The sequence below is a fragment of the Micromonospora sp. NPDC050187 genome, from assembly GCF_044459745.1.
In the GTDB taxonomy this organism is placed as follows: domain Bacteria; phylum Actinomycetota; class Actinomycetes; order Mycobacteriales; family Micromonosporaceae; genus Micromonospora.
Genome location: NZ_JBITJH010000002.1, coordinates 529,692 through 548,871, shown reverse-complemented (window position 1 = coordinate 548,871; position 19,180 = coordinate 529,692). Strand labels below are relative to the sequence as shown.

The window sequence follows — 19,180 nt, the reverse complement described above, 5'->3', positions numbered from 1 at the left end:
GATCGACCAATCGATTGACGTTCTTGCGCGGGGATCTATTGCTCGGTAAGTTGTCTCGTCGTTGGTGCCCGGGGTTCCGTGCCGCGTTTTTCTCCGGTTCGCGGATGCCCCGGTCATCGACTTGGTCGGGACGTGTCCCCTGTCACAGAAAGTGGGATCTGTGAAGAGGAAACACTCGGTCCCTGTGCTGCCCGGCGACGCCCACCACAGCCGGGCGCGGCCGTGCCCGGATCTCCTGACCGGCAACGAATGCGGACGTCCGGCCGGGCCGTCCGTGCCGGGACCCGTGACGGGTCGGGGGGCAATTCCGCCCTATTGATCCGTGGCCGCTTCTCCGGTCGGTGATCGCGCCTCCGCCGATTCGTTGTCAGCCGCCAGTCCGGCCCGCCGAAAGTGACCCGGTCAGCCACGGCGGCCGGTACGGCGTGTCGTGCGACGCCCCGGTCGGGGGTGCCGGTCCCGCCGTCCGACTGTCCCTGTCGATTGCTGAGGTGACGTTCGTGCGCGACGTGGAATGCTGGTTGTCCGCCGGGGCCGATCCGGTCGACTTCCCCTATCCGACGGTTACCGCCGAATATCTGCGGGTCGGTAAACACTTCGTCGACCGGGACGTCCTGCTCTGCCTCGACCGCGCCCGCGGGGCGCTACCTCCCGATCCGCGCCCCGGCGCGACCCGGTTACGCCGCTTCCTCGACTGCGCACTCGACAAGTGGGACGGCCGGTACGACTACCACACCTACCTGGCCCTCCCCGTGCTGTCGATGGCGATCGAGGGGACCGGCGAGATCACCCCGGACCGGGCCCGGCGTCACCGCGACCGGCGGTACCTGCACCTGTTGGCGGACCTGCTCCGCTTCGAACTGGACGTCGAGGCGGGCCGCACCGACCTGCTGCCCGGGCAACGCCCTGACCGGGACCGGCTGACCAAACGGTTGCGGCTGACGGTCCGTGCCGCCCAGCCCGCCCTGACCCGGCTCAGCCCGCTCACCACCATCACCGCGGACGACCCACTGGCCGCCGCCGCCGAGTTCTGCGCCGCGGTGGAGGCCACCACCGCCGAGCGGCGGGACCTGCGGCTGTCCATGCTGCCGGTGTACGTGGTCCACGACGAGTACCTCTTCATCCGGGTGCTCCAGGCGTACGAGACCACCTTCGCCCTGCTCGTCGTGCTGCTGCGGGCCGCGCGGGACGCGCTCGTCCGGGGTGCCGCCGGGCCCGCCGCCGCGCACCTCGCCACGGCGACCGAGGCGCTGGCCGGATCGGCGCCGCTGTTCTCCCTGCTGGCCACCATGCAACCCGAGTCGTTCCGGACGTTCCGTGCGTACACCGAGGGCGCCAGTGCCATCCAGTCGCACAGCTACAAACTGGTCGAGTCGCTCTGCCGCACGCCGGACCAGGAACGGCTGGACAGCGCGGCCTACCGCTCCGCCCCGGAGGTCCGGCAGCGCGTCCTGGCCGGGCAGCCGACCATCGATCAGGCGTACCGGAGCGCGATGGAGCGGGGCCTGCTCGACCCGGCCGGACGCGCGCAGGTCGCCGACGGGATGCGGGCGTTCGCCGGGGCGCTGGTCACCTGGCGACGCACCCACCACCGGCTGGCGTTGCGGATGCTCGGCGAGCGGTCGGGCACCGGCTACACCGAGGGAACGCCCTACCTCGCCGCGGTCCGCACGGTGCCGGTCTTCCGGACGGTGGACGGCGGGCCGGTCGACGCGGCGGTCACCGCACCGGCCGTCCCGCCGTCCGGGTCACCGGTCGGCGAACCGCTCGGCGAAGGCCACCAGGTCACGACGTTCGATGGCGGCGGCCATCAGGTCGGGAAAGGCATCCGGCGTGCAGGCGAAGGCCGGCACCCCGAGGGCGGCGAGCGCGGCGGCGTTCGTCCGGTCGTAGGCCGGGGCACCCTCGTCGGAGAGCGCCAGCAGGACGACCACCTGGACCCCGGCGGCGGTCATCTCCGCCACCCGGCGCAGCATCTGCTCCCGTACCCCGCCCTCGTAGAGGTCGCTGATCAGGACGAAGATGCTGTCCCGGGGACGGGTGATCAGCTGCTGGCTGTAGCCGATCGCCCGGTTGATGTCGGTGCCGCCACCCAGCTGCGTGCCGAACAGCACCTCCACCGGGTCGCTGAGCTGGTCGGTGAGGTCCACGACCGCGGTGTCGAAGACCACCAGTGAGGTCCGCAGCGACCGCATCGAGGCGAGCACCGCGGCGAACACCCCGGAGTAGACCACCGAGGCGGCCATCGACCCGGACTGGTCGACGCAGAGCACCACGTCCCGCTGCACCGCCGTGGTGCGCCGCCCGTACCCCACCAGCCGCTCGGGGATCACCGTGCGGTGCTCCTGCTGGTAGTGCTTGAGGTTCGCCCGGATGGTGCGGTCCCAGTCGATGTCGGCGTGCCGGGGGCGGTTGATCCGGGTGGCCCGGTTCAGCGCCCCGGTCACCGCCGCCCTGGTCTGCTGCGCGATCCGCCGTTCCAACTCCTCGACCACCCGCCGGACCACCTGCCGGGCCGCCTCCTTGGTCTGGTCCGGCATGACCCGGTTCAGGGAGAGCAGCGTGCCGACCAGGTGCACGTCCGGCTCGACCGCGGCGAGCATCTCCGGTTCCAGCAGCAGGCGGGTGAGGTTGAGCCGCTCGATCGCGTCGGCCTGCATGACCTGCACGACGGTCGACGGGAAGTACTGGCGGATGTCGCCGAGCCAGCGGGCCACCCGGGGCGCGGAGCCGCCGAGCCCGGCCGAGCGCCGGGACGAGCCGCCGGTGCCGTCGCCGTCGCCGTCGTAGAGGGCGGCCAGCGCCCCGTCCATCGCGGCGTCACCGCCGGAGAGACGACCGCAGGCGTCCTCGGCGGGCCCGCCGAGGACCATCCGCCAGCGGCGCAGCCGTTCCCGGTCCGCGTCCCCGCCGGGCCGGGGGGACGTCGCGCCACCCTCCTGGCCGGCGTCGGTGGAGGTGGTCATGCGATCTCCCGTCCGAGCAGGATGCCGAGCGTGGGCAGGACCCCCGCCGCCCGGTCGTGGTCGAGGTCGGCCGCCGGAGCCCGGTGCACCGGCCGGCCACGGTGGGCCACCCGGTCGCTGATGGCCCGGCGTTCCCCGGCGGCGAAGCTGCCGAAGGTCCGGCGCAGCAGCGGCAGGACCTCGGTGAAGGAGTCGGCGGGAACACCGGCCAGCCACTCGTCCACCAGGGACAGCAAGGCGTCGTCGTGCACCAGCAGGAGCCCACCGCCGCCGAGGAACCCCTCCACCCAGGCGGCCCCGTCGGCCGGGGCGACCCCGGCGGTCAACGGCAGGCCCATCCGTCGGCGCACCTCGGCGCGTTCCAGCCGGCCCGCGTCGTGCAACAGCCGGACCAGCCGTCCCGCGAGCAGGCCGTGCAGGTCGTCCCGGTCGGCGAGCGAGGCGAGGGTGTCCAGCCACGGCTCCCGTGCCTCCTCGTCGAGGAGGTTGACCGCGGCGTGCACCTCGTCCAGGTGTCCGCGCAGGTCCCGGGCCGCCTGGTCGGCCAGGCCGACGACCGCGGCGGGCAGGCCGGCACGGACCCGGGCCAGCAGCCCGCTGGTCACCTCGGCCAGCCCGCCCAGTTCGCTGCGCCGGACGTCGCCGTAGCGCAGCGTGCGGACCAGCGGCGGGATGGCCGCCATCAGGTGCGCCACGTCGGCGTCCAGGGCCGCCCGGGTGTCCAACGCCCGCAGGACCGGGGGGTAGGCGTCGGCGAGGTCGGCGAGCAGGCATACCTCGACCAGCGCGGTGACCTCGGCGAGGCTCTCGGCGGCTCGGGCGGTGGCGGCCACGGCGGCGGTGGCGGCGGAGACGACGGTGGTGCCGTGCGCGCTCGCCTCGACCAGCCGGACCGCGAACTCCGGCTGCCAGCGCAGCCGCCACTGCTCCCGGAACGTGCCGCTGCCCCGCCGTCGCTGGTCCGACTCGCCCCACGGCACGCCGAGCACCCGCAGGCGGTGCAGCAGCCGGCTACGGGCCAGGTCGTTGTCGCGGCGCAGGTCGAGGTCCAACTCGCGTTCCAGCGCCTCCGGCTTGAGCCGCAGACTGCGCTGCTGGGTGGCGAGGTCGCGGGCCAGCGGCACCGCCGGCATGTCGTCGGGTACGCCGCCGAGCCGCTCGCCCACCACCAGCCGCCGGCCGATCAGCTCCAGCCGCAGCCGGTCGCCCTCGCAGAGCACCGCCGCGCTGGCGTCGGTCAGTTCGGTGAGTCCGGCCAGCGGCCGGCCGCGCAGCGTCGCCAGCGTCTCGGCCAGCCGGACCGCCTCGATGACGTGCGCGGAGGAGGCCGGCACCCCCTCGTCGCGGAGCACCCCGGCGGCGGCGACCAGCCACCGGGCGACCACCTCGTTCTCGGAGGTGAACAGGTGGTGGTACCAGCCGGGGGAGCGGACCCCCGCCGCGTAGCCCTGCCAGGACGCCAGCCGCCCGTACGTCCAGGGCACCCAGGTGAAGGTGACCTTCGCCTTCCGGCGCCCCTTGAGCAGGGCGGTGTCGGCGCTGGCCGGCACCTTCCGGGTCAGCGCGGGCACGTGCCAGGCGCCGCAGACCACGGCGATGTTGTCGTGGCTGCGCCGCACCTGCCGCAGCACGGTGCGCATGTGCGCCTCGCGGAGCAGGTCGTCGGGGTCGTCCGGCACGCCGTCGCGGATCGCGGCCATCGCCTCGGCGATCGCCGGGAACGCCGGGGCACCCCGGTGCTCGACCACGTCCTCCCACCAGCGTTCCGGGTCGTCGTACCCCGCCGCGGCGGCGAGTTCCCCGATCGGGTCGACCGGACGGCGGGGCGTCGGGTCGTCGGTGCCCGCCCCGGCCTCCGGTCCGGCCGCCGTCTCGGGACGTTCCTCGCTTCCCGCCCCGGCCTCCGGTGCGGCCGTCGCCTTGAGGCGTTCCTCGCTCCCGGCGTCCGGACGGTCCCCGTTCTCCGCCGACGGGTCGCCGTCGGGCTCGGCGAGGCGGTAGGCGTACGGCAGGTCGAAGAAGCGCACCGGCACGTCGTGCGCGACCGCCCACCGGATCGCCTGCCACTCCGGCGAGAAGACGGCGAACGGCCAGAACCCGGCCCGGCGCGGGTCGTCGGTGGCGTACCCGAGCAGGGCGACCGGCGGCTCCAGCCGCTCGTCGGTCATCCAGCGCAGCAGTTCGTCCGCCTCCGGTGGACCCTCTACCAGCAGGATGTCGGGGCGTTGCTCGGCCAGGGCCGCCACCACCGCCCGAGCCGACCCCGGACCGTGGTGGCGGATGCCGTAGAGCTGCTCAGGCATCGCGGGCGGCGCGGTAGAAGGGGCGCCAGTCCTCGCGCTCGCGGACCACGGTCTCCAGGTACTCCCGCCACACCACGGCGTCGGACACCGGGTCCTTGATCACCGCGCCGACGATGCCGGAGGCCACGTCGCCCGGCCGCAGCACACCGTCGCCGAAGTGCGCGGCCAGGGCCAGCCCGTTGGTGAGCACCGAGATCGCCTCGGCCGTGGAGAGGGTGCCGGTGGGGGACTTGAGCTTGGTGCGGCCGTCCTCGGTGAGCCCGGTCCGCAGCTCCCGGAAGATCGTCACGACCCGGCGGATCTCCTCGACGGCGGCCGGCACCTCCGGCAGGTCGAGCGAGCGGCCGAGCTGCGCGACCCGCCGGGTGACGATGTCGACCTCCTCCTCGGCGGAGGCGGGCACCGGCAGCACCACCGTGTTGAACCGGCGGCGCAGCGCGCTGGACAGCTCGTTGACGCCCCGGTCCCGGTCGTTGGCGGTCGCGATGATGTTGAACCCGCGCTGGGCCTGCACCTCGCTGGTCAGCTCCGGCACCGGCAGGGTCTTCTCGGACAGGATGGTGATGAGGGTGTCCTGCACGTCGGACGGGACCCGGGTCAGCTCCTCGACCCGGGCGATCGTGCCGGTCTCCATCGCCCGCATCACCGGGCTCGGCACCAGGGCCGCCGGGGACGGGCCCTCGGAGAGCAGCCGGGCATAGTTCCAGCCGTACCGGATGGCCTCCTCGGCGGTGCCCGCGGTGCCCTGCACCAGCAGCGTGGAGTCGCCGCTGATCGCCGCCGCCAGGTGCTCGGAGACCCAGGTCTTCGCGGTGCCGGGCACGCCGAGCAGCAGCAGCGCGCGGTCGGTGGCCAGGGTCGCCACTGCGATCTCCATCAGCCGACGCGGCCCGACGTACTTCGGGGTGATCTTGGCGCCGTCGCCGAGCAGGTAGGTCACCACCGCCTGGGGCGAGAGCCGCCAGCCCGGCGGGCGGGGCCGGTCGTCGGTGGCGGCCAGCTCGGCCAGCTCGTCGGCGTACTGCTGCTCGGCGTGCGGACGCAGCGCGGTCATGCGAACTCCTTGTGCATCTCGGAACGGAAGGCGAGGACAGCGGCCAGTTGCCCGACGGCGCGGATCCGGCTGGGGTCGACACCGTCCCGGGCGAGCTCGTCGGTGAGGCGGTGGAACCGGTCGGTCAGGCTGGGCGTCGCGGAGGTGCCGGCGATCCGGCAGACCTCGGCCAGGTACCAGCTGTTCCGGCCCTCGGTGCGGGCCCAGACCCCGATGGCGTCGGCCACCGCGTCAGAGAGCTCGGGGGACCAGTCCTGGGAGAGCATGCCCAGCAGGCGGTTGGCCCGGCCCGGATCGGTGCGCAGGGCGTCGGCGACCAGGTTGCCGAGCCGTTCGGCGGGCAGCACCTCATAGAGCTGCCACAGCAGGGTTTCCGGCAGCGCGTTCCGGCTCTGCCGCCCGGTGGGGCGGGCACCGGCGACCAGGGCGTCGGCCCAGTCGCCGGCCCGCTCCTCGACGGCGGCCCGGGCCCAGCCCCGGCGCAGCGCCGGACCCCAGTCGTCGGCGGCGGCCAGCGTCACCACCTCGGCCGGCGTCCGGGCGAACGCGGCGGTCCAGGTGGCCAGGGGCGTGCCGGCGAGCACCTCCTCCAGCAGCCACGCCGCCGCCCCCGTTCCCCGGGGCGGCTGCGGGTCCACCCCGTCCCGCCGCATCGCCGGGTCGCACTCGCGCGGCGGGTCGACCGTCAACGTCCGGCCGGAGGCGTCCAGGCGCACGCAGGCCGTCGCCCGTTCGGTCATCCGGCGGCGCAGCCCGGACTCGGGCACCTGGCGCAGCAACGCGACGGCAGCCTGTCGGACCTCCTTGCGCCGGTCGTCCAGCACACCCTCGAGGAAGGCGTCGTCGGCGGGGGAGAGCCCGACCTCGAGCGCCTCGACGAAGCGGGCCCGGTCGGGGGCGCTCTCGGCGGCGAAACCGCCCGCCAGCAACTCGCGGGCGGCGTGCGGGTCACGGGCGCGCAGCCGGGTCAGGTACGCCAGCCGTTCGCCGGTGGTGCCGGTCTCCCAGTCGTCCCCACCGCCCTGCCCGGCCGGGACGGTCAGGTCGATGGCCTCGTCGAACAGGTAACCCCACTCCGAGCGGAGACCCGCCAGCCACCGGCCCCGGCGACCGCCGAGCCGGCTCAGCAGGGGGCGCAGCGCCCGGTGACGTCGGCCGACGTCCAGCAGGGCCGGCAGCGTGTCGGTCGGGACCAGCCCGCCGTGCCGGTCGGCCAGGCGCAGCCACTCGGCGAGCAGTTCCTGCTGGACCTGGCTGCCGCCGGGCGCGCCGCCGTCGGTGAGCAGCGTGCGCAGCCGGACGGCGGGCGCGGCGGGCAGCGGCGGCGTCGACTCGGCGGGCGCGGCGGGCACCCGGCCGCGCCCGGTCGACGGGGTGATACCGGCCCGCCGGTAGGTCAGGGCCACCGCGGCGGCCTCCAGTACGCCGGCCGGGCCCTCCCCGCCCGCGTCGAGCGGCCGTCCGGCCACCGCCACGGCACCGTCCCACGGCCGGCGGGCCGTGCCGACCAACGCGGCGGAGAGCAGTTCGGTGGGGAGTTCGGCGGTGTGCCCGTCCGGGCCGACCGGCGAGCCCGCCGTGGCGGGCAGGTAGCACCCCTGTGACCAGGCGGCCAGCGGCCGCAGTCCGGCCGGGCCGAGTTCGGCGGCGAGGTCGACGGGCTGGCCACCGGCTCCGGCGAGCAGCCACCACGGCTGCTCGTGCCCGGCGGCCAGGGGCAGCGCCTCCCCGGCCTGGTCGACCAGGCGGCCCTCCCGGGTGGGGACGACCCCGGCGAGCAGCACCGGCACCGACTCCCGCCAGGGGTCGGCGGCGAGTCCGGCCGAGTACGCGGCCAGGGCGGTGCGGACGTCGACGGCACCGGTCGGGGCGGCCAGCGGCACCGGGGCGCCGTGCCGGGTGGCGACCAGCGCCCGCAACGGCGGGGAGCCCGGGTAGAAGCACAGATCCGCGTCGACCTCGGTGCCCGGCACCAGGTCGGCGGGAAAGGTCTGGCCGGGTGCGGCGAACGCCAGCACCAGCGCGAACCGGCCGGTCTCCGCCCCGCGCAGCCAGATCCGGCGGGTGGTGACCTTGTCGTCGGCGGAGTCGACCTGTCCGAGGACCTGCCACCGGTCCCGCACCGGCGGCGTGGCCAGCACGTCGTCCGTGGCGACCGGGTAACCGACCCGGGACCGGACGGTGGCCGCCAGGTCGTCCGGGAGCGTGTCGAGCCGGTCGTGGGCGGTCACCAGCAACCGGATCAGACCGAGTTCGCCGAGGAGACGGTCGGCCCAGTGCGCGCCGATGCCGGCCGTCCGGCCCACCCGGCGCAGCGTCCCGGCCACCGTCGGGGCCTGCGCGTCGACCAGCCGCGCGGCGACCGCCTCGAACGGACCCGCCCCGGCCTGTTCGGCCCCGGCGAGCCCCTGGTCCACCTGGTCGTCGAGCCACCGCCGCAGCTCGTCCAGGCCGGCGACCACCCGGGCGGCGCGCTGCTCGACCCGCTTGGCGGCGGCGGCCGGGTCCGCCGGGCCGGTGGTGGTCCGCGGTGTGTTCGCGCGGGCGGCGCGGTTCGCCCGTCCGTTCTGCCACTCGACGACCCAGTCCGGGGCCTCGGCGTCGCCGGCCCCGGACTCGGCCCAGAGCAGCAGCAGACCCAGGGCGTGTTTGCAGGGGAACTTGCGGCTCGGGCAGGAGCAGCGGTACGCCGGCCCGGACAGGTCGACGCAGACCTGGTACGGGTTCTTCCCGCTGCCCTTGCACAGCCCCCAGAGCACCTCGTCGATCAGGCCGGACGCCGACCACTTGGCGGCGCCGCCGACACTGCGGGCGGCGCGGGCGGCGGCGGGGTCGGGCGCGACGGCGAGGACCTGCGCGGTGGACCAACGTTCAACAGGCACCGGCGCACTGTAGGAGACCCGTACGACACGGACCCCGCCGGTACCCGTCGGCGTGGGTGTCCGTCGCGCAGGGCGACCGCACCATGACCCGCAGGTGAGGACCGGTTCGGCACGTCCGCCGGCTCCGGCGGCGGGGCCCGGTGGGGGCCGTGCCGTCCGGGACGCATCCTCTAGTCTCCTTAGGTCAGACCCGAGACCAGGGGAGGCGACCGTGTCGCGCAGTGACGCCGAAACGCGGACCGGATCCGCGCCGTCCGGAGTGGACACGTCGGTGCCGCACTCCGCCCGGATCTACGACTGGTGGCTCGGGGGCAAGGACAACTTCGCGGTCGACCGGGCCACCGGCGCGGCGATGCTGGAGGCGATCCCGACCCTGCGGATGATGGCCGCCGAGAATCGCCGATTCGTCCACCGGATGGCCCGTTACCTGGTCACCCACGCCGGCATCCGGCAGTTCCTCGACGTCGGCACCGGCATCCCCACCCGCCCCAACCTGCACGAGGTCGCCCAGGCCGTCGCCCCGGAGACCCGCGTGGTGTACGTCGACAACGACCCGATCGTGCTGGCGCACGCCCGGGCTCTGATGATCAGCAGTCCGGAGGGGCGCAGCGAGTACATCCACGCCGACCTGCGCCATCCGGAACGGATCCTCGACGGGGTCACCCGGGGTGACACGCTCGACCTGACGCGGCCGGTGGCGCTCACCCTGATCGCGATCCTGATGCTGCTCGGCGACGCCGACGAGCCGCTCGACCGGGTCCGTGCGCTCACCGACGCGCTGCCCTCGGGCAGCTACCTGGCGATCACCCACCCCACGCCGGACTTCAACCCGGAGGCGGTCGACGCGGCGGTGGCCGCCGCGACCGGGAACGGGATGACCCTGATGCCGCGTACCCGGGCCGAGGTCGCGCGGTTCTTCGACGGGTGGGAGCTGGTCGACCCGGGCATCGTGCCGGTGCCGGCGTGGCGGCCCGACGGGGAGGCACCGACCGACCCCGAGGCGGTCTACTACTGGGCCGGGGTCGCCCGCAAGCCCTGACCGGCCCGCCCCGGGGCGGGGTGGGACGTCGGTCACACGAAATTACGTTGCAGTCTCTGCAAGTTCGCTCGTACCGTCATGGCCGTGACCACCACGGGGGAGGGGCGTCGCGACCGTCGGAAACGGCAGACCCGCGCGACGTTGAGCATGACCGCGCTGCGCATGGTCGCCGAGCACGGGCTCGACCACGTCACCGTGGACGAGATCAGCGAGGCGGCCGGCGTCTCGCCGCGCACCTTCTTCAACTACTTCACCTGCAAGCACGAGGCCGTCATCGGCGACGCCGTGGTCGACGAGGAACGCCTCCTGGCGCGGCTGGCCGCCGTTCCCGCCGAGGTGCCGGCGGTGGCGACCCTGCGGACCGCCTTCGCCGAACTGGTCGAGGACGTCCAGGCCGACCGGGACCTGTGGTGCCTGCGCATGCGGGTCGTCGAACGGAACCCGGCGCTGCTGTCCCGCCTGGTCACCATCGGGGTGCAGAACGAGCGCACCATCACCGCGGCGGTCGCCGCCCGGCTGGGTCTCCCTGAGGGCCACGACTACCCGGCGCTCGTCGCCGCCGTCACCGGCGCCGCCCTGCGGACCTGTCTGGGTCAGTGGGCCCGCGGCGACGGCGCACGTCCCCTCACCGCCCTCGTCGACGAGGCGTTCGCCGCGCTCGCCGCCGGCCTCCCGGAACCCCCGCACCGCCCGTGACCCATCGCCGCCCCCGGCGTTGTCCGACCCGGGGAGACTCTCCCACAACCAGAGTGAGGAAAACTCCATGACCGCTTCCGCCCCGCCAGCCGGTGTCGCCGACGCCGTCGCCGGGCGTATGTCCCGTCGCGAGGTGCTCCAGGCCCTCTCCGGTCTGATGGTCGGCCTTTTCGTGTCGATCCTCGCCTCCACGGTCGTGGCAAACGCGCTGCCCCGGATCATCGCGGATCTCCACGGCAGCCAGACGGTCTACACCTGGATCGTCACCACCGAACTGCTCGCCATGACGGCCACCGTGCCGCTGTGGGGCAAGATGGCCGACCTGTACAGCCGTAAACTGCTGATCCAGCTCTCGCTGGGGCTGTTCGTGGCGGGCTCGCTGGTCGCCGGTCTCACCCCGAACGTGGAGCTCCTCCTGGTCAGCCGGGTCATCCAGGGCATCGGCGCCGGCGGTATGACCGCGCTGGCCACCATCGTCATGGCCGCGATGATCCCGCCCCGGGAGATGGGCCGCTACGCCGGCATCTTCGGCGCGGTCTTCGGCGTGGGCACCATCGCCGGTCCGCTGATCGGTGGCGTGCTGGTGGACACGTCCTGGCTGGGTTGGCGCTGGTGCTTCCTGATCGGCGTGCCGTTCAGCCTCCTGTCGATCGTCCTGCTCCAGCGGACGCTGCACCTGCCGGTCGTCCGGCGCGAGGTCCGCATCGACTGGGCCGGCGCGTTCCTGATCACCACGGGTGTCTCCACCCTGCTGGTCTGGTCCTCGCTCGCCGGGCAGAAGTTCGCCTGGGCGTCCGGCTGGAGCGCGCTGATGGTCATCGGCGGGCTCGCGCTGCTCGCGGCGGCGATCTTCGTGGAGTCCCGCGCCGCCGAGCCGATCATCCCGCTGGACCTCTTCCGTAACCGGACCGTCTCGCTCACCATCGTGGCGAGCATCCTGGTCGGTGTGGCCATGTTCGGCGGCACGGTGTTCCTGTCGCAGTACTTCCAGATCTCGCTGGGCAAGTCGCCCACGGTCGCCGGCCTGATGAGCCTGCCGATGATCTTCGGTCTGCTGGTGTCGTCGACGGTGGCCGGGCAGCTCATCACGAAGTACGGCCGGTGGAAGGGCTTCCTGGTCGGTGGCGGCGTCACGATGACCATCGGGATGCTGCTGCTCGGCACCATCGACGCGCACACCAACATCCTGTTGCTGTCGGTCTACATGGCGGTGCTCGGCGTCGGCGTCGGCATGCTCATGCAGAACCTGGTGCTGGCCGCCCAGAACGACGTACCCGCGCACGAACTCGGTGCCGCGACCTCCGCGCTGACCTTCTTCCGCAGCATGGGTGGGGCGATCGGGGTGAGCGCGCTCGGCGCCGTCCTGGCCAACCGGATCACCACGCTGATGGCCGAGAAGCTCGGCCCGCTGGCCGCCGGCGGCGCCACCGGCTCCACCCACGAGGTGCCGGACATGTCCGTCCTGCCCGGTCCGATCCGGCAGATCGTGCAGGAGGTCTACGGCACCGCGACCGCCGAGCTGTTCCTGATCGGCGCGCCGATCGCGCTGCTCGCGCTGGTCGCCGTGCTGTTCATCAAGGAGAAGCCGCTGCACAACCTCAGCGGCGACGAGCGCCGCGCCAAGGAGGAGGCGGCGGGCATCGCCCCGATGCACTGACCGGCAATCCGGCCCGGAGCGTGGTCAGCGTGCTGGTCGCGCTCCGGGCCGCCGTCCGTCTCGCAGCCGCCGGGACGGCCGGTCGCCGGCGTCCAGCACCGCCCGGTCGGCGGCGGCGGTGCCGGAGGACCAGCCCTCGGCGTCCCGGATGGTCAGCCGGCCCTGGGTGACGCCGGGGAAGAGCGTCTCCACCCGCTGCCGGACCGCGTCGGATCGGCTGGCCAGCACCGGCAGCAAGCGGTCGCCGCCCTCCGCCTCCGCCGCCTCCCGGCTGGTGCGTTCGGTGGCCGCCCGCAGCCGTTCACCGATGCGCAGCGCGTACGCGTGCAGGAACGAGTCGTCGTACTCGCGGGTGCGCCGGCTGCCCGTCGCCCGCCGCTCGGTGCGCCCGCGCAGCATCGCCGAGGTCGCCTGCACCAGCAGCGAGGTGTAGAGCACCTCCACCGCCTCGAGCTCGGCCGGGAACCCCAGCACGGTGCTGAAGCCGAGATCGTCGGACCAGACCGCCTCGCACCGGTTCGCCGCCGCGACCTCCTGCACCAGCAGTGCCTTCGCTCCCGCGTACGGCGGGTCCGTGCCGAGCCGGACGCCGCCCGGCCGGTCGGCCGGACCGGTGTCGAGCAGGACCCGGTCGATGCTGTGCCGGGCCATCAGCTCCTGGGCCTTCGCGGTCAGCGCCTCCGCCTCGGCCGGGTAGCCCGTCGACTCGGCCTTGGCCAGCAGGGCGCGTACCCGGTCGAGCATCCGGGACCCGCTGGGCCCCGGCGGGGCCGTGGCGCCGGGCGCGCCGGGCGGGGGCCGGAGCACCGCGACCGGCGGCAGTCCGTCGAGCACCGCCAGCACCTCGACCACCTCGCGCAGCGCGGTGACCCGGTCCAGTCGTTCCCGAGCGGTCCAGTCGGCCAGGTGACGGGCGTCGTCGTCCCACCACACCCGGGCGTCGAGGGTGGTGAGCTGCTCGTCCCACCAGGCCGGCACGTCCGCGTGGCCGCGCCGGTCGGCGGCGAGCACGTCGGCCAGCAGGCGGGCCGGTCGGGCACCCGCGCGCCGGGTCACGATGCGGGCCACGTCCACCGGCTGCCAGCCGCGTGACCAGAGCCGGCCCACGGCCCGCACCAACCGGGCGACGAGCGCCCCGTCCACCACGGCCGGGTCGCCCACCACCAGCCGGTCGAGCTGCCGCTCCGCGAGGCGTACGTCGGTGCCGCGCGCCGCCGCGAGCGCGTCGCTGATCAGCGCGTCGACGTCCGGCACCGCAGGCTCCCTCTGACCGGTCACGGCCATGTCTCGATCGGGTACGGCCGACCTCGACCGTCCCCCGACACGCTACTGCCGCCCGGCGGTGCCTCCGGTGCGCGGGTCGACGCCGCCGGTCGATCCCGCCGGGGTCTACGGGCACGCCTGGATCTCCGTCGATGCGGTTCGGGCCCGCCGCTTCCGTCACGGATTACATTAAGACCTGAAACAAGTACCCGCCTCCCATTGACACTCGTCTTTATTAAGTGTTTCCTTCCTGGTACCGAGGTCGTGGCGTCCGGGCAGCGTCCGACAGCGGACCGGAACATCGGCAGGCACGCAGCCGTCCCCGCGTGCCCGGACCCAGCCGAGGACGGTGGCCCTCCGGGCGCGACCGGGGTCTGAACGCCGCGCGTCGGCGGCCGGCGCCGTGTGCGCCGCCGGCAGGCGTGACCACCCCACGAGCAAGGGAGACGCCATGCCCCGAGCAGCCAGCCCACCACCGGCACGGTCCGGCCCCGACCCGGCGGGCCGACCCGTCGGTGTTCCCGGCGGTCGCCGGTCACGCGTCCGGCGTACCATCCTGACGGCCGGTGGCCTGACGGTCGCGATGGTCGCGGCCCTGGTCACCATCACCACCGCGCCGTCGGCGCTGGCCGCCGGAGAAACGGTCACCGTCCACCTGACCACCACGTCGGACTCCGGCGGCCGGACCGTGACCCGTGGTCTCCAGCAGCAGCCCTCGGTGGACTTCGCGCCGAGCAGCGCCCCCGCCACGCACACCATCTCGGTCAACGAGAACGCCCGTCACCAGCAGTTCGTCGGCGCGGGTGCGTCGATCACCGACACGACGGCGTACCTGTTCCGGGGTGGACCGATCAGCGCCGCCACCCGCGACGCGGTCATGCGGAAGCTGTTCCACCCGGTCGACGGCATCGGCCTGTCGTTCGTCCGCAACCCGATCGGGGCCTCGGACCTGTCCCGGCCGGGCCACGTGTCCCTCGACGACACCTGCTGCGACCTGAACGACTTCGGCGCCAACGGGTACGACACCAATGTGCGGCTGCTGACCCAACAGGCCAGACAGCTCAACCCGCAACTGCGGGTCAAGGGCGTGCCGTGGAGCGCACCCGGGTGGATGAAGGACAACGGCCGGATGGACCAGATGGGCTGGCTGAAGTGGGAGTACTACCCGCTGTACGCCCAGTACCTGGTCAAGTACGTCCAGTCGTATCAGGCGGCCGGTGTCCCGGTGGACTACCTCTCGGTGCAGAACGAGCCGAACTGCTGTCAGGCGGCCAACCCTCCGGCGATGAACTACCCCGGCATGTCGTGGAACCCGTCGGGCCTGGTGGAGTTCACCAAGAACCACCTGTACCCGGCGTTCCGGGCCGCCGGCATCACCACCAAGGTGATGCACTTCGACTGGAACTACGGCGACTACGGCAGCTTCGGCTCCCAGATCGTGGCCGACACCGCCCTGCGTAACGATCCGCTGTCGGCCGGCATCGCCTGGCACGACTACTTCGGCAGCCCGTCGGTGGGCACGCAGGTGCGTCAGCAGTACCCGTCGATGACGCAGTTCAACACCGAGCACTCCGGTGGCACCTGGGTCACCAACCAGCACAACGAGGACATGGGCGACATCATCGAGCACGCCCGCAACTGGTCGAGCGCGGAGGTGAAGTGGAGCCTGGCGCTCAACCAGCACATGGGCCCGCACAACGGTGGCTGCGGCACCTGCACCGGACTGGTCACCGTCCAGGAGGGCGGCAGCCGGGCCGGCCAGGTGGACTACACGATCGAGTACTACACGATGGGTCACCTGACCAAGTTCGTGAAGCCCGGCGCCCACCGCATCGACTCCACCGACAACGGCACGGTGCAGAACGTCGCGTACGTCAACCCCGACGGCTCGAAGGCCCTGATCGCCCACAACGGCGGCACCGGCAGCCAGTCGATCCGGGTGGTCTGGGGCGGGCAGTCCTTCACCTACACGCTGCCGGCCCGTACCTCCGCGACGTTCACCTGGTCGGGCGACCAGTCCGGCGGCCCGACGACGCCGCCCCCGACCGGCGGCACCGGCCAGATCACCGGCCTGGCCGGCAAGTGCGTCGACGTCGCGGGCGCGGGTACCGCGAACGGCACCGCGGTGCAGCTGTACACCTGCAACGGCACCACCGCCCAGCGGTGGACCCGCGCGACCGACGGCACCCTCCGTGCCCTCGGCAAGTGCCTGGACGTGGCCGGGCCCAGCACGGCCGACGGCGCGCAGACCCACCTGTGGGACTGCCACGGCGGCGCGTCCCAGAGGTGGACCTACACCGCCAACCGTGAGCTGGTCAACGCGTACGCGAACAAGTGCCTCGACGTGACCGACCGAAACCCCGCCGACGGCACCCGCCTCCAGCTCTGGACCTGTCAGGGCGACACCAACCAGAAGTGGACCGTGCCCGCGTAGCGGCACACCTCCCAGCGGGAGCGCCGCCGCTTCCTCGGTGGCGGACTCCCGGGCGGGCCGGAGCCGAACTCCGGTCCGCCCGCCGGGGGGCCGGCACTGCCCGGCCGGCTCCCCGGCCACCGTCGCCGGCCGTGCCGGCACACCGTCGGAGCCAGGGCGGCCCGCGCGCCGCCGGAGCAGGGAGCACGACAGGTGGACGCGAAGCGAGCGACCTCGCGGGACATCCGACGGCGCAACCGTGCGGTGCTGCTGTCCCGGATCTACTTCGACGGGCCACTGAGCCAACAGGAACTCGTCCGTGGCACGGGGCTCAGCGGAGGCACCGTCAGCAACCTCGTCGGCGAGATGAGCGAGGAGGGCCTGATCGAGGAGGCGGGCTCGGCCGACTCCGACGGTGGCCGACCGCGCACCCTGCTCCGGGTGCGGCCGACGTACGGCTACCTGGTGGGTGTGGACGTCGGTGAGACCCGGGTGCGGGTCGAACTCTTCGACCTGTCGATGGGGCCGCTGGCCGAGGCGGACTTCCCGCTCGATCCGCGGGACCGGCGCGGTCGCGACCCCGAACTGGTCGTGCGACACATCCTCGCCGGGCTGGACCAGGTGATCGAGGCGGCCGGGGTGAGCCGGCGTTCGCTGTTCGGCGTCGGCATCGGTGTGCCGGGGGTGGTGGAACAGGGCCGCGAGGCGGTAGTGCACGCGCAGACCTTCGGCTGGACAGCCGTACCGCTGGAGGCCATGCTGCGCGGCGGCGTCGACGCCGCGATCCACATCGACAACGGCGCCAAGACGCTGGGCCAGGCCGAACTGTGGTTCGGTGGCGACCGGACCGTCCGGCACGCGGTGGTCGCCCTGGTCGGGTCCGGAGTGGGCGCCGCCGTCATGACCAACGGCGTCAGCTATCGCGGGGCCAGCAGCAGCGCCGGGGAGTGGGGCCACACCACGATCGTCTACGGTGGCCGGGCCTGCCGGTGCGGTGCCCGAGGCTGCCTGGAGGCGTACGTGGGGGCCGAGGGCGTGCTGGACCGGTGGCGGCAGGCGGAGCGCGGGCACGGTTCTCCCGGCGTGGACGAGGAGGCGGAGCTCGCGGCCCTGCTCGCGGCGGCCGACACCTCGGAGGTCGCGGCGCGCGTGCTCCACGAGACCGCCGGTTACCTGGGGGCGGGCATCGCCAATCTGGTCAACCTGTTCAACCCGGAGCGGATCGTGCTCGGCGGCTGGGCGGGGCTGGCACTGGGGGGCCGCCTGCTGCCGGAGATCCGCGCCGCGGCGGCTGCCCACGCGCTGCGTCACCCGTACGCGCAGACCACGATCGACCTGTGCCGGTTGGGTCCGGACGCGGTGTCCGTCGGCGCCGCGACGCTTCCGGTCGCCCGACTGCTGGACAGCGGCGGCACCCGTCCCGCACCCCTCGCCACCCGGTGAGACTCGTACACCACGCCTGGTCGGCGTGGCTCAGCCCGCTTCCCGGACGTACGCCGCCGCGATCTCGGACCGCACCGTCCGACCGAGGGCGTGGTACCGGCGGCGACCGTCGTCGTTGGCGATCAGGATGCCGGACCTCAGCCCCGCGCGGGCGGCGTGGTCACCGAGCGCCCGCATGACGATCCGGCCCAGGCCACGGCGTCGGTGGGCCGGCGCGGTCTCCACGTGGTCGACCACCCCGCACTCGCCGGCGGCGGTCAACCGCCCGGAGGCTGCCGCACTGCCGTCGGCGTCGACGACCGTCGCCACGGCGACCCCACCCTCCGTCGTCACCACGGTCCGGTACGGCGCCGGGGGAGCGTCGGCACCCAGGGTGAACGGTGCGGTCATCAGGTAGCCGACGTCGTCCATGGTCCAGCGATGATGCCCTCGGGGCCACCGACGTGACAGAGCCGGTAGCGGTCCTCGTACCGCTCCAGCTCGCCGACGAGTTCGGCGCCGTGCGTGCGCAGGCGGGCAAGGAGGTCCTCGATCGGATCGTCTGGGGAGGGCTTCCGGTACCTGTCGGCGTGCGTCGCGGTGATAATCGAGATCAACAAGAGAAACCTCGGAAGGATGCAAGTGATACGTCGACTTGTGCACGTGATGGCGGCCCTGACCGTCGTTCTCGCCGGCTCGGCCGTGGTGGCGACGCCGGCCTCGGCGAGTGACCGGTTCGGCTTCGTGTGCAACCTGAAGGAGAACACCTGGCTGCGCACCGCGCCCCACGGCACGGTGCTACGTACCCTGACGGCCGGACGCGGGTTCCGTTGGCACGGGGAGGTCTGGGCCATCGACGACGACACCTGGATCTACGGCCACGGCGCGGAGTACCCGGAACTCGACGGCTGGGTTCCGGCGCGTAACACCACCTGCTGAGTCCCGACCCGAACCGGGGTGGCCGTCGTCGGACGGCCACCCCGGTTCGTTGTTGTCGTGGCTCGGAACGAGGCGCAGCGGCAACCCCCGGTCAACGACGACGGTGTCCCGGCGAGGTTCTGGGTGGTCGGCCCTGGGGAGGGCTTCCCGTACCGGTCGGCGCCCAGGTTGATCATAATTAAAGTTGCTACTGACCACAGTGGAAGGATTCGAGTGAAGCGCCGGATTCTGCACCTCATGACGGTCGCGACCGTCGTTCTCGCCGGCTCGGCCGTGGTGGCCGCACCGGCCTCGGCGAGCGACGCGCCCGGCGCCATCTGCAACCTGAAGGAGAACACCTGGCTGCGTGCCTCGCCGCACGGCACGGTGCTGCGGACCCTGACCGCCGGTCGCGGGTTCCGGTTCCACTGGCAGGGCTGGGCCGAGAACGACGACGAATGGATCTACGGCCACGGTGCCGAGTACCCGGACATCGACGGCTGGGTACCGCGGCGTAACACCACCTGCTGAGCGCAGGCTCCATCGGGGATGGCCGCGGTCGCCTGT

At 73.5% G+C, this 19,180-nt stretch carries 14 protein-coding genes and 1 pseudogene; 8 read left to right on the top strand and 7 right to left on the bottom strand.

All coding sequences use genetic code 11. The features are described 5' to 3' along the window. Nucleotides 1-491 precede the first annotated feature (491 nt). Nucleotides 492-1,694: pseudogene (locus ACIBJE_RS05570) on the top strand (tryptophan 2,3-dioxygenase family protein); the annotation flags it as partial. A 54-nt stretch (nucleotides 1,695-1,748) separates the two neighbouring features. Here the strand turns inward: ACIBJE_RS05570 and ACIBJE_RS05565 are convergent. The 4 genes from ACIBJE_RS05565 to ACIBJE_RS05550 are packed head-to-tail and all read right to left on the bottom strand — an operon-like array spanning nucleotide 1,749 to nucleotide 9,205. Beyond that, on the bottom strand, nucleotides 1,749-2,966 hold the full coding sequence (locus tag ACIBJE_RS05565) for a VWA domain-containing protein (protein WP_396743298.1): 1,218 nt from the start codon (nucleotides 2,964-2,966) through the stop codon (nucleotides 1,749-1,751). Next, nucleotides 2,963-5,269 carry a DUF5682 family protein gene (locus tag ACIBJE_RS05560; RefSeq protein ID WP_396743295.1) on the bottom strand — a complete coding sequence of 769 codons (2,307 nt, stop codon included), beginning with the start codon at nucleotides 5,267-5,269 and terminating at the stop codon, nucleotides 2,963-2,965. Before ACIBJE_RS05560 ends, ACIBJE_RS05565 begins: the two co-directional genes overlap by 4 nt. After that, nucleotides 5,262-6,323, bottom strand: a complete 1,062-nt coding sequence (locus ACIBJE_RS05555; RefSeq protein ID WP_396743292.1) for an AAA family ATPase — start codon at nucleotides 6,321-6,323, stop codon at nucleotides 5,262-5,264. The genes ACIBJE_RS05560 and ACIBJE_RS05555 overlap by 8 nt, the downstream gene beginning before the upstream one ends. Beyond that, nucleotides 6,320-9,205 carry a DUF5691 domain-containing protein gene (locus tag ACIBJE_RS05550; protein ID WP_396743289.1) on the bottom strand — a complete coding sequence of 962 codons (2,886 nt, stop codon included), beginning with the start codon at nucleotides 9,203-9,205 and terminating at the stop codon, nucleotides 6,320-6,322. The genes ACIBJE_RS05555 and ACIBJE_RS05550 overlap by 4 nt, the downstream gene beginning before the upstream one ends. Before the next feature lie 211 nt (nucleotides 9,206-9,416). On the opposite strand from ACIBJE_RS05550, the gene ACIBJE_RS05545 reads away from it, so the two are divergent. From ACIBJE_RS05545 to ACIBJE_RS05535, 3 genes are all read left to right on the top strand, one after another. Further along, a complete protein-coding gene (locus ACIBJE_RS05545) occupies nucleotides 9,417-10,244 on the top strand; it encodes an SAM-dependent methyltransferase (protein ID WP_396743286.1) in 828 nt (275 codons plus the stop codon). A gap of 84 nt (nucleotides 10,245-10,328) precedes the next feature. Beyond that, complete coding sequence (locus tag ACIBJE_RS05540; protein ID WP_396743284.1) at nucleotides 10,329-10,940, top strand: TetR family transcriptional regulator; 612 nt, start codon at nucleotides 10,329-10,331, stop codon at nucleotides 10,938-10,940. A 67-nt stretch (nucleotides 10,941-11,007) separates the two neighbouring features. Continuing rightward, complete coding sequence (locus tag ACIBJE_RS05535) at nucleotides 11,008-12,597, top strand: MDR family MFS transporter (protein WP_396743281.1); 1,590 nt, start codon at nucleotides 11,008-11,010, stop codon at nucleotides 12,595-12,597. A gap of 24 nt (nucleotides 12,598-12,621) precedes the next feature. Here ACIBJE_RS05535 and ACIBJE_RS05530 read toward each other — a convergent pair whose 3' ends face one another. Then, entirely contained in the window at nucleotides 12,622-13,851 is a 1,230-nt protein-coding gene (locus ACIBJE_RS05530) for a DUF2786 domain-containing protein (RefSeq protein ID WP_396743278.1), read from the bottom strand. 460 nt (nucleotides 13,852-14,311) lie between these two features. Between ACIBJE_RS05530 and ACIBJE_RS05525 the strand changes: the two genes are divergently transcribed. Further along, entirely contained in the window at nucleotides 14,312-16,294 is a 1,983-nt protein-coding gene (locus ACIBJE_RS05525; RefSeq protein WP_396743275.1) for a ricin-type beta-trefoil lectin domain protein, read from the top strand. A gap of 192 nt (nucleotides 16,295-16,486) precedes the next feature. After that, nucleotides 16,487-17,716: an ROK family protein gene (locus ACIBJE_RS05520; protein WP_396743272.1), complete on the top strand. Its 1,230-nt coding sequence runs from the start codon at nucleotides 16,487-16,489 to the stop codon at nucleotides 17,714-17,716. 30 nt (nucleotides 17,717-17,746) lie between these two features. Here ACIBJE_RS05520 and ACIBJE_RS05515 read toward each other — a convergent pair whose 3' ends face one another. Further along, on the bottom strand, nucleotides 17,747-18,127 hold the full coding sequence (locus ACIBJE_RS05515) for a GNAT family N-acetyltransferase (protein ID WP_396743269.1): 381 nt from the start codon (nucleotides 18,125-18,127) through the stop codon (nucleotides 17,747-17,749). Beyond that, entirely contained in the window at nucleotides 18,106-18,312 is a 207-nt protein-coding gene (locus ACIBJE_RS05510) for a hypothetical protein (protein ID WP_396743266.1), read from the bottom strand. Before ACIBJE_RS05510 ends, ACIBJE_RS05515 begins: the two co-directional genes overlap by 22 nt. Before the next feature lie 25 nt (nucleotides 18,313-18,337). Here ACIBJE_RS05510 and ACIBJE_RS05505 point away from each other — a divergent pair, with 25 nt between their 5' ends. After that, nucleotides 18,338-18,634, top strand: a complete 297-nt coding sequence (locus ACIBJE_RS05505) for a hypothetical protein (RefSeq protein WP_396743264.1) — start codon at nucleotides 18,338-18,340, stop codon at nucleotides 18,632-18,634. Nucleotides 18,635-18,871: 237 nt separating this feature from the next. Beyond that, nucleotides 18,872-19,144, top strand: coding sequence for a hypothetical protein (locus ACIBJE_RS05500; protein ID WP_396743261.1), 273 nt, complete (start codon nucleotides 18,872-18,874; stop codon nucleotides 19,142-19,144). Nucleotides 19,145-19,180 lie beyond the last annotated feature (36 nt).

What these genes read in the sequence shown, in the direction of transcription:
- ACIBJE_RS05565 (WP_396743298.1), bottom strand. Translation starts at nt 2,966, where the DNA reads ATGACCACCTCCACCGACGCCGGCCAGGAGGGTGGCGCGACGTCCCCC.
- ACIBJE_RS05525 (WP_396743275.1), top strand. Translation starts at nt 14,312, where the DNA reads ATGCCCCGAGCAGCCAGCCCACCACCGGCACGGTCCGGCCCCGACCCG.
- ACIBJE_RS05555 (WP_396743292.1), bottom strand. Translation starts at nt 6,323, where the DNA reads ATGACCGCGCTGCGTCCGCACGCCGAGCAGCAGTACGCCGACGAGCTG.
- ACIBJE_RS05535 (WP_396743281.1), top strand. Translation starts at nt 11,008, where the DNA reads ATGACCGCTTCCGCCCCGCCAGCCGGTGTCGCCGACGCCGTCGCCGGG.
- ACIBJE_RS05560 (WP_396743295.1), bottom strand. Translation starts at nt 5,269, where the DNA reads ATGCCTGAGCAGCTCTACGGCATCCGCCACCACGGTCCGGGGTCGGCT.
- ACIBJE_RS05500 (WP_396743261.1), top strand. Translation starts at nt 18,872, where the DNA reads ATGACGGTCGCGACCGTCGTTCTCGCCGGCTCGGCCGTGGTGGCCGCA.
- ACIBJE_RS05515 (WP_396743269.1), bottom strand. Translation starts at nt 18,127, where the DNA reads ATGGACGACGTCGGCTACCTGATGACCGCACCGTTCACCCTGGGTGCC.